The sequence below is a fragment of the Croceibacter sp. genome (assembly GCF_002716225.1).
Classification (GTDB): domain Bacteria; phylum Bacteroidota; class Bacteroidia; order Flavobacteriales; family Flavobacteriaceae; genus Croceibacter; species Croceibacter atlanticus.
In genome coordinates, this window is record NZ_PAZX01000013.1 from 128,686 (window position 1) to 142,210 (window position 13,525).

At 33.1% G+C, this 13,525-nt stretch carries 14 protein-coding genes; 11 read left to right on the forward strand and 3 right to left on the reverse strand.

All coding sequences use genetic code 11. The features are described 5' to 3' along the window. Positions 1–41 precede the first annotated feature (41 nt). The 3 genes from CL818_RS10385 to CL818_RS10395 are packed head-to-tail and all read left to right on the forward strand — an operon-like array spanning position 42 to position 1,760. Positions 42–845, forward strand: coding sequence for a phosphatidate cytidylyltransferase (locus tag CL818_RS10385; protein ID WP_219359627.1), 804 nt, complete (start codon positions 42–44; stop codon positions 843–845). Beyond that, positions 835–1,485, forward strand: coding sequence for a phosphatidylserine decarboxylase family protein (locus CL818_RS10390; protein WP_013187328.1), 651 nt, complete (start codon positions 835–837; stop codon positions 1,483–1,485). Before CL818_RS10385 ends, CL818_RS10390 begins: the two co-directional genes overlap by 11 nt. A 2-nt stretch (positions 1,486–1,487) precedes the next feature. After that, complete coding sequence (locus CL818_RS10395; RefSeq protein WP_219359628.1) at positions 1,488–1,760, forward strand: acyl-CoA-binding protein; 273 nt, start codon at positions 1,488–1,490, stop codon at positions 1,758–1,760. Positions 1,761–1,817: 57 nt separating this feature from the next. Here CL818_RS10395 and CL818_RS10400 read toward each other — a convergent pair whose 3' ends face one another. Further along, a complete protein-coding gene (locus CL818_RS10400; RefSeq protein WP_219359629.1) occupies positions 1,818–4,448 on the reverse strand; it encodes a valine--tRNA ligase in 2,631 nt (876 codons plus the stop codon). Between the two features lie 138 nt (positions 4,449–4,586). Between CL818_RS10400 and CL818_RS10405 the strand changes: the two genes are divergently transcribed. Then, on the forward strand, positions 4,587–5,009 hold the full coding sequence (locus CL818_RS10405) for a DUF1573 domain-containing protein (protein WP_219359630.1): 423 nt from the start codon (positions 4,587–4,589) through the stop codon (positions 5,007–5,009). A 56-nt stretch (positions 5,010–5,065) separates the two neighbouring features. On the opposite strand, the gene CL818_RS10410 is transcribed toward CL818_RS10405, so the two are convergent. Next, on the reverse strand, positions 5,066–6,439 hold the full coding sequence (locus tag CL818_RS10410; protein ID WP_272973670.1) for a pepsin/retropepsin-like aspartic protease family protein: 1,374 nt from the start codon (positions 6,437–6,439) through the stop codon (positions 5,066–5,068). Positions 6,440–6,520: 81 nt separating this feature from the next. Here CL818_RS10410 and CL818_RS10415 point away from each other — a divergent pair, with 81 nt between their 5' ends. Both CL818_RS10415 and murB read left to right on the forward strand, forming a co-directional pair. Continuing rightward, on the forward strand, positions 6,521–7,711 hold the full coding sequence (locus CL818_RS10415; RefSeq protein WP_272973669.1) for a pyridoxal phosphate-dependent aminotransferase: 1,191 nt from the start codon (positions 6,521–6,523) through the stop codon (positions 7,709–7,711). A 2-nt stretch (positions 7,712–7,713) separates the two neighbouring features. Next, positions 7,714–8,730 carry a UDP-N-acetylmuramate dehydrogenase gene (gene murB, locus CL818_RS10420; RefSeq protein WP_013187322.1) on the forward strand — a complete coding sequence of 339 codons (1,017 nt, stop codon included), beginning with the start codon at positions 7,714–7,716 and terminating at the stop codon, positions 8,728–8,730. Positions 8,731–8,782: 52 nt separating this feature from the next. Here the strand turns inward: murB and CL818_RS10425 are convergent, their stop codons facing one another. Then, the gene (locus CL818_RS10425; protein WP_013187321.1) at positions 8,783–9,415 is read right to left on the reverse strand and encodes a fasciclin domain-containing protein; all 633 of its coding nucleotides are present in this window, start codon (positions 9,413–9,415) and stop codon (positions 8,783–8,785) included. A 156-nt stretch (positions 9,416–9,571) separates the two neighbouring features. On the opposite strand from CL818_RS10425, the gene CL818_RS10430 reads away from it, so the two are divergent. The 5 genes from CL818_RS10430 to gap all read left to right on the forward strand — a co-directional run bounded on the left by CL818_RS10430 (position 9,572) and on the right by gap (position 13,433). Next, complete coding sequence (locus CL818_RS10430; protein ID WP_013187320.1) at positions 9,572–9,778, forward strand: hypothetical protein; 207 nt, start codon at positions 9,572–9,574, stop codon at positions 9,776–9,778. A gap of 153 nt (positions 9,779–9,931) precedes the next feature. Next, positions 9,932–10,876, forward strand: a complete 945-nt coding sequence (locus tag CL818_RS10435) for a glycosyltransferase (RefSeq protein WP_353743988.1) — start codon at positions 9,932–9,934, stop codon at positions 10,874–10,876. After that, entirely contained in the window at positions 10,867–11,460 is a 594-nt protein-coding gene (locus CL818_RS10440) for an RNA polymerase sigma factor (RefSeq protein WP_286972953.1), read from the forward strand. The genes CL818_RS10435 and CL818_RS10440 overlap by 10 nt, the downstream gene beginning before the upstream one ends. A gap of 86 nt (positions 11,461–11,546) precedes the next feature. Next, complete coding sequence (lipA, locus tag CL818_RS10445; RefSeq protein ID WP_286972955.1) at positions 11,547–12,419, forward strand: lipoyl synthase; 873 nt, start codon at positions 11,547–11,549, stop codon at positions 12,417–12,419. A 6-nt stretch (positions 12,420–12,425) separates the two neighbouring features. Next, positions 12,426–13,433 (forward strand): type I glyceraldehyde-3-phosphate dehydrogenase, encoded by a 1,008-nt coding sequence (gap, locus tag CL818_RS10450; protein ID WP_286972957.1) that lies wholly within the window; start codon positions 12,426–12,428, stop codon positions 13,431–13,433. Positions 13,434–13,525 lie beyond the last annotated feature (92 nt).

Below are 13,525 nucleotides of genomic sequence, written 5' to 3' on the forward strand. Positions count from 1 at the left end.
TAATCTATAGTATCTCAAAGAACTAAACTAACTACTAACAGATGAAAGAATTTGGGGTTCGGCTATTATCGGCATTGTTATACGCAATACTTTTAGTTGGAGCCATGTTTCATTCTAAGGAAGCATTCCTAACCTTATTTTTTCTTTTTGGTGTAGTAGTAATTAATGAACTTCAGAAACTATTAATTGTAAAAAGCTATATAGCATACATTGTTTTAATAGGTTGTTTTTTAGCTTTCAGCTATTTTGATATTAATGATAATGCTACCTACGTTTTCTTAATTGCTACACTATTTGTAAACTCTGTACTAATAAAAGACTTACTGGTAATAAATAAGATTCCGTTATTTAATCAGAAGAAATACATTGTAGTTTTCTTTTACCTTATAGGCTCTCTCATCTTTTTAACATTAATACCTAGCACACAAGGCTATTATGCTCCAGATGTTATTTTTGGTTGCTTTGCACTCGTGTGGTTTAATGACTCTTGGGCTTATATTATCGGGAAAAACTTTGGAAAGCATAAACTATATGAACGTATTTCTCCTAAAAAATCTGTTGAAGGTTTTATAGGTGGTCTTGTGTTTTCTATACTAGGTGCTTGGGTTGTTACACTACTTACTAATGAGTTAAGTCTTATGCATTGGTTTGTAATTGCATTAATTATAAGTATTTTTGGTACAATTGGAGATCTTATACAGTCTAAATTTAAACGACAAGCAGAAGTAAAGGATAGCGGAAATTTAATGCCTGGCCACGGTGGTTTGTTTGACAGACTGGACAGCATTCTTTTTGCAAGTCCTTTTATATATACTTATTTAGAATTACTTAACTATGTTCCATAAAGAAGGTTATAAAATCATCCTTATTACACTATTCCTTGCTATTGGTATAGCATTGGCATCTGAGTTTCTTATTGATTCGGTTTGGATTAAACGATTAATACTAATTGCTATAATTATATTTTTTGTGCTTATCCTTCAATTTTTCAGAAACCCAAAACGTACATTTTACTCAGACGACAAGCAAGTTGTATCTCCTGTAGATGGCAAAGTGGTAGTTATTGAAGAGGTTTTTGAAAAGGAATATTTTAAAGATAAGCGTTTACAGGTTTCTGTATTTATGTCTCCTATAAATGTTCACGTAACAAGACATCCTATAAATGGAGTTGTGAAATACAGTAAATACCATCCTGGAAAATACTTAGTAGCTTGGCACCCTAAAGCAAGTGAAGATAATGAGCGCACAACTGTTGTTGTAGAAAATGATACTATAGGCGCTGTACTTTATAGACAAATAGCTGGTGCTTTAGCAAAGCGTATAGTAAACTATGCTCAAGAAGGGCAGACGGTAGTACAAGGTAGTGACAGCGGGTTTATAAAGTTTGGCTCTCGTGTAGATCTTTACTTACCAATAGGAACAAAACTAGACGTAACTCTTAACCAAAAAGTTAAAGGAGGTCTTACAACTATCGCAAAATTATAGGAATGTCTTCTGAAGAACTGGACAAAGAGTTTGAACATGCTGTAGACTGTGTTAACGCACACAAAGATCCTTTTCCTGCAGATACCTTATTAAAACTTTATGCCTATTACAAGCGTGCTAATCACGATTCTCAAAGACCAAGTGGCAGCAAGCCCTTAATTAGTGCTTTTAAAACTAATGCGCTTTTTCAAACTAGAAATATGACTATTGATGAAGCAAAACAAGAATACATAGTTTTAGTTAAGGATTACTTTGGTTCCTTAGACGATTGCTAGCATAAAAAAAAGCTTCAAGTAAACCTTGAAGCTTTTTTTATGTTATTAATTATACCCTTATTGCAAACTTGCTAAACTGGCTTTTATAGTTTCAATCTTAGCTTCTGCCTCACTTTGCTTCTTCTTCTCAACTGCAACTACTTGCTCTGGTGCATTATTTACAAAACGCTCATTAGAAAGTTTTTTCTGTACAGATTTTAAGAATCCTTCTGTATAGTCTAACTCTGCTTTTAGTTTCTCAATTTCTGCATCAACATCTATTGCGCCAGCCATAGGAATAAAATATTCATTAGATTTTACTCTAAATGATAAAGCACCATCAACCGACTCATTTACTGTTTCAATAGAAGATAAATTACCCATTTTAGCAATTATGCTATTGTACTTATCTGAAAGCTTTTCAGTATTAATAACCTTAACTTCAATAGTATCTTTAAAAGAAATGTTCTTTTCTTTTCTAATTGTACGTATACCAGAAATTACTTCGGTTACTTTATTAAAGTCTTCAATTATCGAAGCATTTACATCATATTGTTCTGGCCATTTAGAAATTATTAAAGCCTCATCAGTTGATCGGTCGCTTATATTTTGCCAAATTTCTTCAGAGATAAATGGAACAAATGGATGCAATACCTTTAAGTTATTTTCTAAAATAGAAACTGCACTTTTAAACGTAGTACCATCAATCTTTTCTCCATAAGGCGGTTTTATCATTTCTAAGAACCAAGAGCAGAAATCATCCCAAATAAGTTTGTATGTAGTCATTAAAGCATCGCTCATTCTATATTTAGAATAGTGATCTTCTAACTCTACCAATGCTTTCTGGAATTTTGCCTCATACCAATCTATGGCTGTTTTAGCATAATCTGGCTGATCTTTATTTTCATCTACTTCCCAACCTAATATTAATCTTGAAGCATTAAAGATTTTGTTTACAAAGCCACTACCTTGCTTACATAAATCTTCATCGAACATTAAGTCGTTTCCGGCTGGAGAAGATAAAAGCATACCTACACGTATTCCATCTGCACCATACTTATCTATAAGCATTAATGGGTCTGGAGAGTTTCCTAAAGATTTACTCATTTTTCGGCGTTGCTTATCTCTAACAATTCCTGTAAGGTAAACGTTATTAAATGGCTTTTCTCCACGATACTCATAACCTGCAATAATCATACGTGCCACCCAAAAGAAAAGTATCTCTGGAGCTGTCACTAAATCATTGGTAGGATAATAGTAGTTTATTTCTTTATTGTCTGGTTCTAAAATACCATTAAAGACACTCATAGGCCATAACCAAGAAGAGAACCATGTATCTAATGCATCTGGATCTTGTCTTAAATCCTCTAATTTTAGATCTTGGTTATTAGATTTTTCTTTAGCTAATTTTAAAGCATCTTCCTTTGTTTCTGCAACCACATAATCTTCCTTTGTATCTCCATAATAGTACGCAGGAATTTGGTGTCCCCACCAAAGTTGACGGGAAATATTCCAATCGCGTACATTTTCCATCCAATGACGGTAAGTGTTAATGAACTTCTCTGGAACTAATGCCACCTCTTTTTCCAAGACAGCATCTAAAGCAGGTTGTGCCAATTCTTTCATTTTCAAGAACCATTGGTCACTTAACTTAGGCTCTATAACTGCTCCCGTACGCTCACTAGTACCTACTTTATTTATATGTGTTTCAGTTTTAACTAAAACTTCTAATTCTTCTAATTCTTTTACAATATCGCGACGTGCAACAAAACGATCTTTACCTTCGTAATGTAAGCCGTTACTGTTTAAAGTAGCATCATCATTAAAAATATCAACAACATCTAAGTTATGTTTGTCTCCTAACATTTTGTCATTCTCATCATGCGCAGGCGTTACTTTAAGACAACCTGTACCAAACTCTACATCTACATATTCATCTTCAATAATAGGAATCACTCTATTTGCAATAGGAACAATTGCCTTTTTACCTTTTAAATGTGTAAAACGCTCATCATTAGGATTTATACAAATTGCAGTGTCTCCAAAAATAGTTTCTGGTCGTGTTGTAGCAATTGTTAATACATCTGTTGAGCCTTCTATCTTATAATTTAGATAAAATAGCTTTCCTTCTTTTTCAACATGAATAACCTCTTCATCACTCAATGTTGTTTTTGCTTGAGGATCCCAATTTACCATACGGTAACCTCTATATACGTGTCCTTTATTATGAAGGTCTACAAATACTTTTATTACAGATTTAGATAAATCTTCATCCATAGTAAAAGCAGTACGTTCCCAATCACAAGATGCTCCTAGTTTTTTTAGTTGCTCTAGGATAATGCCGCCGTGTTTATGCGTCCATTCCCACGCATGTTCTAAAAACTGCTCTCTAGTAAGGTCATTTTTATTTATGCCTTCTTCTTTAAGTTTGTTAACAACTTTAGCTTCTGTAGCAATACTTGCGTGATCTGTACCTGGCACCCAACATGCATTAAAGCCTTTTAAACGCGCGCGGCGTATTAAAACATCCTGTATCGTGTTGTTTAACATGTGTCCCATATGCAAAACACCTGTTACATTTGGTGGCGGTATTACTATTGTATAAGGTTCACGGTCATCTACTTCAGAATGAAAATAGTTGTTTTTCATCCAGTAGTCGTACCATTTATCTTCTGTTGCTTTCGAGTCGTATTTAGAGGCTAATGCCATAGTTTGGTATTGTTTTTGGAATAACTACAAAAGTACTTATAACTTGAAGAATTATAAAGGCTAGAATTTGTTAATAATCAGATTTTGCACAATAACAACATAGCCCTTATATTTACCCTTCTTCTAAAAAGAACTATTATGAAAAAAATAATGACTCTTGCATTGTTATTCTTTATTGGATATGCTGTGCAAGCACAAAACGGAGCTAAAATTGAATTTAAAAGCGATGTTATAGATTATGGTGAAATAGCTAAAGGCAGCGATGGTGTTCGCTCTTTTGAGTTTACCAATACTGGTGATGCGCCATTAGTAATAAATCGTGTATATTCTAGTTGTGGCTGTACAATTCCAGAAAAACCAGAAGAACCTATTGGTCCTGGAAAAACTGGCGTAATTAAAGTAAAATATGACACTAAGCGTGTAGGTCCTATTAGAAAGACCATTACAGTTTACTCTAATGATGCAGAAAACCCAACATTACCTTTAAAAATTAAAGGGACTATTTTAGCAGAAGAAAATGGTGGAAAAAGTGTTCTAGAAAAAACAACACCTAGAAAATAACCACCTAATTACATAGACTTGAAAGCCACGATATTTAATCGTGGCTTTTTTTTTAATTACAATCTACTCTTAAGAACCATTGTTCGGTTAAATTTTAAATTAAACCTTGATATTGTAAATTTTATTTTTTTATTTTCCTGAGAGGAAAACATTTCATTTAATTCATTAAGTGTATACTTAAAAGCTGGTTTCCCATTAATGGTTTCAACAATATCACCTACTTTTAAATCTGCATTTTCTGCGGGTGAATCTGGTCTAATACTTTTAATTACAAATTTAGGCTTTAGCTCATAGTGTGTCTTTAAGTTAATTTTTGAATCTTTTTTCTTAGAAAAATTATTATATCTTGCTTGAGAGTTATTAAGTAGATTTATTTCCTTTTTATTATCAGACTCATCTTTAGGACGCAAGACAACTTTATCTTCATATACTGAAAAGCCATCATGAGCTATAACCAATCCACTCATGTCATAAGTAAAATCATCATAAAAATCTTTATTCTTTTTAAGAAGAATACGTTCACGCGGATAATCTATCACAACTTTAAAGCGTCTCAATACTTCAGATCCTAAACTTCCATTTCTGTCATTTGTAATAGCTTGAGCAGATAATGCCAAAGTGTCTGGATAGGCAGCTGTCATATTTTTTAGTTTAAACTTATCTAGTTTTAAGTGTTTTACTTTACTACGGTCTCCAAAAATATCTCCTGTTAGCCCCAAACCTAAATAGTCTCTAAAACTTTTGGTAGGCTTATTTAGATCTTCAGAAGAGTTGTGAAACAACCACAAACCATCACTAGAGCCACTATCAACTAATAATTTGGTGGTAACAACGTTTCCGCCAACTTGCACCTCTGCATTTATATAGGGTTTATTATTTTCAAACTCTACAGAAAGTGCTGTACAACCTCTGCATTTTTTCCTAACATTATAAGCACTTGGCTCATATACTTTAATAACCTTAGAAATATAATTACACTCTACCACAAAATCTTTAAAAAATTCATATCCTATAATTCCGTGAACTTGCACCCCAAGTTGGGTAGAAAAGTTTAATTCTTGATCAAAAACCACATAAATATTATGATTAGTATTTATTGCCTTTCCTAACTTTACGGTGTTTCCTGTAGATTTTACAGCATCAACCACAGTTTTACCATCTAAACCAATAAGTTTAATTTTTTCAGCAGAATTCAACTCTAAAGAATCATTAGCTTTTAAGCTAAATATCATAGTGTTTTTTACACCTGTATCTAACAAAAAAGACAGTTCCTTTCCATTTATAGTAAGTGGTACAATCGTTAGGTTTCTAACAAATTCAAAGTCTATTTTATCTTGATTTGTGCCTTGTAGTACAAAGCCATCCTGAGCCTTTGCAATAGTTGCAAACGTGAGAAACAAGCAAAGTAAGAGATGTTGTTTTAATATCATTCTAGTAATTTACAAAAAAAGCATGGATAATTGCTATTAGGCTTGTGTATTGATACCTTTGCAGAAACAATAAAATACACCATGCCTACTATATCTCAAAAAGGGTTAGCGATGCCACAATCGCCAATTAGAAAGTTAATGCCTTACGCTGATGCTGCTCGTAAAAACGGAAAACATATTTTTCATTTAAATATTGGGCAACCAGATATAAAGACACCTAATGTGGCTTTAGAGGCTATTAAGAATAATAGTATTGAAATTTTAAGTTACAGTGCTTCTGAAGGATTTGAAACGTATAGAAACAAATTAGCAGATTATTACAAGACTAATAATATAAATGTCTCTGCAGAAGATATTATTATTAGCACTGGTGGCTCTGAAGCTTTATTGTTTACTATGGGAAGTATAGCAGATGCTGGTGACGAAGTTATTATTCCTGAACCTTTTTACGCTAACTACAATGGTTTTGCAACAGCCTCTGGAGTTACAGTAGTACCAGTGAAATCATCTATAGATAATGGCTTTGCATTACCTCCTATTGCAGAATTTGAAAAGCTTATTACCCCAAAAACAAAAGCTATTCTTATATGTAATCCAGGAAATCCTACCGGATACTTATACACTAAAGAAGAGATTGAGCAATTAGCTGCAATGGTTAAAAAACATAATTTGTTTATTGTTGCAGACGAAGTTTATCGTGAATTTGCCTATGATGGTAATACGCACCATTCTATTATGAGTGAGCCTGGTTTAGAAGACCATGCTATAATGATAGATTCTGTTTCTAAGCGTTACAGTATGTGTGGTGCAAGAATTGGGTGTATGGTTTCTAAAAACAAAGAACTTATGTCTACAGCATTAAAATTTGCTCAGGCAAGATTAAGTCCACCAACATTTGCACAAGTTGCTGCAGAAGCTGCTCTTGAAACACCTAAATCATATTTTGATGATGTAATTGAAGAATACGTACACCGTCGTAACCTTTTAGTAAATGCATTAGAAGATATTAATGGTGTAAAGGTTGCTAAACCAAAAGGTGCATTTTACTGCATAGCAGAATTACCTGTAAAAGATGCTGAAGATTTTGCAAAATGGTTATTGAGTGATTTTGATGTAGATGGACAAACAGTAATGGTAGCACCTGCATCTGGATTTTACTCTACACCAAACACTGGCTTAAACCAAGTAAGAATTGCATACGTACTGAATGAAGACGATTTATTAAAGTCTGTAAACATCCTTAAAAAAGCACTTGAGGTGTACCCAAACTAAGTATGGACTTACAGCATAATGTTTCTCTTAAATCCTATAATACATTTGGTATAGATGTAAATGCAACATCATTTATATCTGTAACCTCAGAAGATGAGCTAATTTCTGTGTTGAAGAAAAATTATGCTGAAACACTTTTTATCCTTGGTGGCGGCAGCAATATGCTGTTAACTGAAGATATAGAAGATACTGTTGTACATTTAAACCTCTTAGGAAAAACAATAGTAAGTGAGGACAACACTTCTATGACTATTGATGTTTCTGCTGGTGAAAATTGGCATCAGTTTGTGTTATGGACACTTGATAAAAATTTAGGCGGTTTAGAGAATTTATCATTAATACCCGGAAATGTAGGCACATCTCCAATTCAAAATATTGGTGCTTACGGTGTTGAGTTAAAAGATAGTTTTGTGAGTTGCGATGCAATACACAAACAGACTTTAGTTACTAAAACATTCTCTAAAAAAGATTGTGAGTTTGGTTATAGAAGTTCTGTTTTTAAAACGTCACTAAAAGGAGACTATATAATTACCAAAGTAAGGTTTAAACTTAATAAGGCACCTCATCTACTTTCAACAAATTATGGAATAATAGAGCAAGAGCTTGAGCGTAACAAAATTACTGAACCTACAATACAAGATGTATCTAATGCTGTCATAGCCATAAGGTCTTCTAAACTTCCAAATCCTAATGTATTAGGTAATAGTGGTAGTTTCTTTAAAAATCCAATAATACCAATTAACACATTTAAAACGCTAAAAGCCAATCACGAGCATTTACCAAGTTATCCAGTTAGTGAAGAATTTGTAAAGGTGCCTGCAGGTTGGTTAATAGACCAAAGTGGATTAAAAGGATTTAGAGAAGGTGACGCTGGCGTGCATAAAAACCAAGCTTTAGTTTTGGTAAATTATGGCAATGCAAGTGGTCAAGATATTTTAAACTTAGCAAAGAAGGTTCAAGATATTGTTTACCAAAAATTCAGCATTCGTTTAGAACCTGAAGTAAATATTTATAACTAAAAAAAGGTCTGCAATTGCAGACCTTTTTAATGTTTTGAATGTTAGCTAAAACTTAGCTTCTCATCATTACTGTGTTCACTACGTGTACTGTACCGTTAGATGCATCTAAATCTGCAGCAGTAATTGTAGATTTTTTACCTCTACCATCTGTAAGTGTAATGTTACCAGCATTATTAATTTCAGCTCTCAACTCACCGTCGTTAGCAGTCTTAAGCATATAAAAACCATTGTTAGCTTTAATTAACTCTGTAAGTTTAGCAGATGTTACATCTCCTGGAACTACGTGGTAGCTTAATACATCAGTTAATTTTTCTTTGTTTTCTGGTTTTAATAAGGTATCAACAGTTCCTTTTGGTAATCTGTCGAAAGCATCGTTAGAAGGTGCAAATACTGTGTAAGGACCTTCAGTTTTAAGCATCACATCTAATTGTGCTGCTTTAACAGCTGCAACTAAAGTTGTGTGATCTGCAGAATTCATTGCTACTGCAGCAATGCTAGTTTCTTCTGCCTCTTTCTTTTTCATTTCGGCCATTTTAGCTTCTTCAGCCATCTTCATTTCTTCAGCTTCTGCTTTAGCTTCCATTTCCATTTTCTCAGCTTCCTCTTCAGCTTTTTTATCATTTTTACAAGCTGTAAAAGATAAGGTAGCTAAGGCACCAAGAAGTAATAATTTATTGATTTTCATTTTATTATGTTTTAAATTTATAGCACAAATATAGATATAGATTTGACTCTCCTAACAAAACGAAAATTAAAGTTTAGTTAAATAGTGTAAAGGCTTTCACAACTAAAAAAGCCTAATTTGTTTGAGTTACAAGGCTGTATTTTGTAAATTTGCAAAATGAAATTAATTCTTCTCACACTTGTATTATTAGCTTTAGCGGTTGCAGGAATTGCAATAAAAATTTGGGCTAAAAAAGATGGTAAATTTGCTGGTACTTGTGCTAGCCAAAGTCCTTTTTTAAATAAGGAAGGAGATTCTTGTGGATTCTGTGGTAAGACTCCAGATCAATTTGAAAACTGTAACGAACCAGAACACACTAAATAAAGGTGTTTTACACTGCATTACTTATTGCTTTTGCAGTTATAGTTCTCCTNAATAGTATATNCTATATATACCTAGGTCAATTTACTTTTAAGTCGTTTACAGCATTTCGCAAACGAGAACANTACCCTACTAGTATTATTATATGCGCTAAAAATGAAGCTGAAAATNTNAAACGNTTTTTACCCTTTATNTGCAACCAAGTCTTATCCTGTTTTTGAAGTTATTGTAGTNAATGATGGCTCAACAGACAATACTCAAAACGTTCTCNTNGATNTTAANCAAGCNTTCCCAGAACTTCGTATTATTAAAAATACTAACTGNCTTGGAAAAAAAGCTTCAATCTCAAAAGCAATTGAATTAGCGACNTATAATCACCTATTATTTACAGATGCAGATTGTAAGCCAGAATCTAAGTATTGGGTACAGCATATGACTCAAAATTTTTCAGAAAATCATACTATTGTTTTGGGGTATAGTGGTTATAAGAAAGAGAAAGGCATTTTAAATTCAATAATTAGGTATGAAACGGTATTAACTGCACTTCAGTATTTTGGAATGGCGCATCACAATAATGCCTATATGGGTGTTGGCCGAAACTTAGCTTATACTAAAGCTTGCTTTAAAGCCAACAAGGGTTTTAATTCTCATAAGCATATTNCNTCTGGAGATGATGATTTATTTATTGCAGAAGCTTCAACNAAAACAAACACTGCAATAAGTTTAAACAAGGCTTCATTTACAACTAGTTTACCTAAAGCAAGTTTAAAAGCTTGGTTTCACCAAAAGCGCAGGCATATTACTACTGCAAANAGGTATTCTTTTAAGNTTAAAACCATTTTAGCAGGATTTTATATAAGTCAGCTATTATTTTGGTTGTTTTGCATCTCTCTACTAATTATTCAGCCGTATTCAATAGTTGTCATTTCTCTTTTTTTAGTTAGAGAANTTATACAAGGATTCATCTTATATAAAACTTTCAAAACTTTACANGAAAGTGCTCTNTTATTAATATTTCCACTTTTAGAAATCTTATTGTTATCTGTGCAGGCTTGTCTTTTTATCACTAATATTGTTTCAAAACCTAAGNCTTGGGACTAGCACACACAGATATTGAAGCGTTAATTACTCTGGCAAAAACCGGTAAACAATCTGCCTACAAAAAATTATTAGATGAGTATTGGTCTTATATCTATGGGTTTCAGCTAAAACGAACNTCAGATGAATTTTTAGCAGAAGATATNACCATACAAACCTTTGCCAAAGCATTTGATAANTTGAGTACATACAACTCAGACTATAAGTTTAAAACCTGGCTTACTACTATTTCTAAGAATATTCATGTTGATATTATTAGAAAGGAAAATAACGCAGTTGTAACAAATACATCTAAAGCAGAAAACAAAAAGATAAACAGCTTGGCAGACAACACACTTTCTGCAGAAGATGAACTTATTAAAGAGCAAAACCTTAGNTTATTACTACAAAATATAAANAAGCTTAAACCAGACTATCAAAATATTATAATGCTAAGATATTTTCAAGAGTTAAGCTATAAAGAAATTGCTGAAACTATTGATGAACCCATAAATACAATTAAGGTTAAATTACTTAGAGCACGTAAACTTCTAGCAGATATAATTACTTCAGGAACTAACAAAGTCTANACGTATTTACAAGTATAATTTATAGAGAATTTTTCAACTCTACAATCTAAGTTCAAAGCTACACTCTACTCCTATTTCTATACAATAAATTGTATCTTTGCATAATGCAAACGGAAACACTTTCAGTTATAAAACCAAAGCCAAAACCAAAATGGCTTAGAGTTAAATTACCGACAGGAAAAAAGTATAAAGAACTAAGAGGTCTTGTAGATAAATATGANCTTCACACTATCTGTACATCAGGCAGTTGCCCAAATATGGGCGAATGTTGGAGTGAAGGAACAGCTACATTCATGATTCTTGGAAACGTCTGTACACGTTCTTGTGGGTTTTGTGGTGTAAAGACAGGTAGACCAGATACAGTTGAATGGGATGAGCCTGAGAAAGTNGCACGTTCTATTAAGTTAATGGACATTAAGCACGCCGTAGTTACAAGTGTAGATAGAGATGATCTTAAAGATATGGGATCTATCATATGGGCAGAGACTGTAAATGCCATAAGACGTATGAATCCTAATACAACACTTGAAACATTAATTCCAGATTTTCAAGGGATTGAAAAGCATATAGATCGTATAATAGCCGTTAATCCAGAAGTTGTTTCTCATAATATGGAAACTGTAAAACGCTTAACNAGAGAAGTNCGTATACAAGCAAAATACGAACGTAGTTTAGGTGTTTTAAAATACTTAAAAGANCAAGGTATTAANCGTACTAAATCTGGTATTATGTTAGGTTTGGGAGAAACTGAAGACGAGGTTATACAAACCCTTAAAGATTTAAGAGCTGTTAACTTAGATATTGTNACNATAGGACAGTATTTACAACCAAGTAAAAAGCATTTACCTGTAAAACAATTTATCACTCCAGATCAATTTAAGAAATACGAGGAAATTGGTTTAGAAATGGGCTTTCGTCACGTAGAAAGTGGTGCTTTAGTAAGATCTTCATACAAAGCTCAAAAGCACTTAACGTAAACGCTTGTGACTCCAATTAAAATTGCCATAAACGGTTTTGGTCGCATTGGCAGAAGCCTTTTTAGACTTTCGCTTGATAATCCAGAAATAGAAGTTGTTGCAGTAAATGATTTGGCCAACGTAAACACTTTGGCTCATTTATTAAAATACGACAGTATTCATGGAAGGTTAGACAGAACTGTTTCAGTTATAAATGACACNACAGTTGTTGTTGATGGCGTTGAATTTCCTTTTACAAACCAGCCAGATATTTCCTCTATAAATTGGNCACCATNTCAACCAGATGTGGTTATAGAATGTACTGGAAAGTTTAAAACAAAAGAANTTTTACAAAACCACATAANTGGTGGCGCAAAAAAAGTAATACTTTCTGTACCTCCAATTGAAGATGATATTAAAACTATTGTTTTAGGTGTAAATAACCATTTATTAGATGGTACAGAGCAAATTATATCTAATGCATCTTGTACTACTAATAATGCGGCGCCTATGCTTAAGGTTGTACACGATTTATGCCAAGTAGAACAAGCTTACATTACTACGGTTCATTCTTATACAACAGACCAAAGTTTACATGATCAACCCCATAGAGATTTAAGACGAGCNCGAGCTGCAGGACAATCTATTGTTCCTACAACTACTGGTGCTGCAAAAGCGCTTACTAAAATATTTCCAGATCTGGAACATGCTATTGGTGGTTGCGGTATTAGAGTACCTGTTCCTAATGGTTCTCTTACAGATATGACTTTAAATGTGAAGCGAAAGACAACTGTAAAGGAAATTAACGAAGCTTTTAAAAAAGCTTCTGAAACCAATTTGAAAAATATATTAAGTTATACTGAAGATCCAATTGTTTCAATAGATATTATTGGTCTTCCTTATTCTTGTACGTTCGATGCGCAAATGACATCTGTTATAGACGGCACACTTGTAAAGCTAATAGGTTGGTACGATAATGAACGNGGCTATTCCAATCGAATAATTGACTTAATCTATTGCATTTCATCGAAATAAATTATATTTATAACGATGAAGCACCTTTACACCCTAATTTTACTCTTACTTCTTACTTTCTCCCATTCGTTTAGCCAAACTAAAAAGTTGCT

Coding starts and splice junctions, on each gene's coding strand:
- CL818_RS10385 (WP_219359627.1), top strand. CDS start 42: ATGAAAGAATTTGGGGTTCGGCTATTATCGGCATTGTTATACGCAATA.
- CL818_RS10390 (WP_013187328.1), top strand. CDS start 835: ATGTTCCATAAAGAAGGTTATAAAATCATCCTTATTACACTATTCCTT.
- CL818_RS10395 (WP_219359628.1), top strand. CDS start 1,488: ATGTCTTCTGAAGAACTGGACAAAGAGTTTGAACATGCTGTAGACTGT.
- CL818_RS10400 (WP_219359629.1), bottom strand. CDS start 4,448: ATGGCATTAGCCTCTAAATACGACTCGAAAGCAACAGAAGATAAATGG.
- CL818_RS10405 (WP_219359630.1), top strand. CDS start 4,587: ATGAAAAAAATAATGACTCTTGCATTGTTATTCTTTATTGGATATGCT.
- CL818_RS10410 (WP_272973670.1), bottom strand. CDS start 6,439: ATGATATTAAAACAACATCTCTTACTTTGCTTGTTTCTCACGTTTGCA.
- CL818_RS10415 (WP_272973669.1), top strand. CDS start 6,521: ATGCCTACTATATCTCAAAAAGGGTTAGCGATGCCACAATCGCCAATT.
- murB (WP_013187322.1), top strand. CDS start 7,714: ATGGACTTACAGCATAATGTTTCTCTTAAATCCTATAATACATTTGGT.
- CL818_RS10425 (WP_013187321.1), bottom strand. CDS start 9,415: ATGAAAATCAATAAATTATTACTTCTTGGTGCCTTAGCTACCTTATCT.
- CL818_RS10430 (WP_013187320.1), top strand. CDS start 9,572: ATGAAATTAATTCTTCTCACACTTGTATTATTAGCTTTAGCGGTTGCA.